This is a genomic window from Bacillus sp. GMs2/2, from assembly GCF_050172095.1.
Lineage (GTDB): Bacteria > Bacillota > Bacilli > Bacillales > Bacillaceae_G > Bacillus_A > Bacillus_A cereus.
In genome coordinates, this window is sequence record NZ_JBNLYE010000760.1 from 1 (window position 1) to 890 (window position 890).

An 890-nucleotide genomic window follows, 5' to 3' on the forward strand; every position below is an offset into this window, starting at 1 on the left:
CATTCTTTTAGCCCTTATATATGGGCTGATTGTTCGAAAGTATTCCAATCAATCTTGATACATGTTGTAAGGGGGGGAGGGATGATATGAGACCAGAAATAAAAGAAGTTGTAGATAAAACGGTACAAGAAGAGATTGCACAAGAACAAAAAAAGAAGAAAAAGAAATCCTGGTTACTAAAACTTCTTTTTGGAAGTTCTACTTTCACAATAGGATTGTTTGTCTGTATTGGATTTATTTTATTTATCGTTTTGGCGCAAGGCATTGGCAAAAAAGAAGAGGAAGCGCCAGCAACCATCCCAAGTAATGGAATGACGGTTTGTCGGCCAGGTGGAAAAACAGTGGCACCAGAAGAATTACAGCCCCATTTAGGCGGCGTTTTTATAGGGAAAGCACAAGCCTTTTTAAATGCAGGAACACAAAACCAAATCGATCCCGTTTTACTAGCGGCCATTGCAAGATTGGAAACGGGGAACGGTACTTCTAATGCAGTAAAGAACTATAACAACCCTGGTGGCCTCATGGACCCTGGTAGTTCTCAGATGAAAGGGTTCATGAAGTTTGCCACTTTAGATGAAGGAATCAACGCTATGGCCCGAAACTTATATAAAAACTATATCGGTATGGGGATTACAACCATAGAAGCAATTGGAGCGAAATACGCACCACCAGGAGCCGCAAATGATCCGCATGGCACAAATGGTTTATGGCCAGTATTAGTAACAAAATTTGTGGCGCAAATGGGCGGACTTACTTTCAATTGTGAAGCGGGAAAGCCAGGCAGCGTTGTAGATACGGGATCAGCAAGCTCACAAGGGTTTATTCGTCCTATCGCCCAAACAACAATTACAAGCCCATTTGGGCCACGGTGGGGCACTATTCATAAAGGC

At 42.5% G+C, this 890-nt stretch carries 1 protein-coding gene; it reads left to right on the top strand.

Annotation, left to right across the window (positions count from 1 at the left end; all coding sequences use genetic code 11):
• Nucleotides 1–86 precede the first annotated feature (86 nt).
• Nucleotides 87–890: glucosaminidase domain-containing protein (locus ACQGS6_RS29315; RefSeq protein ID WP_426966101.1), on the top strand; the 804-nt coding region annotated here is incomplete at its 3' end.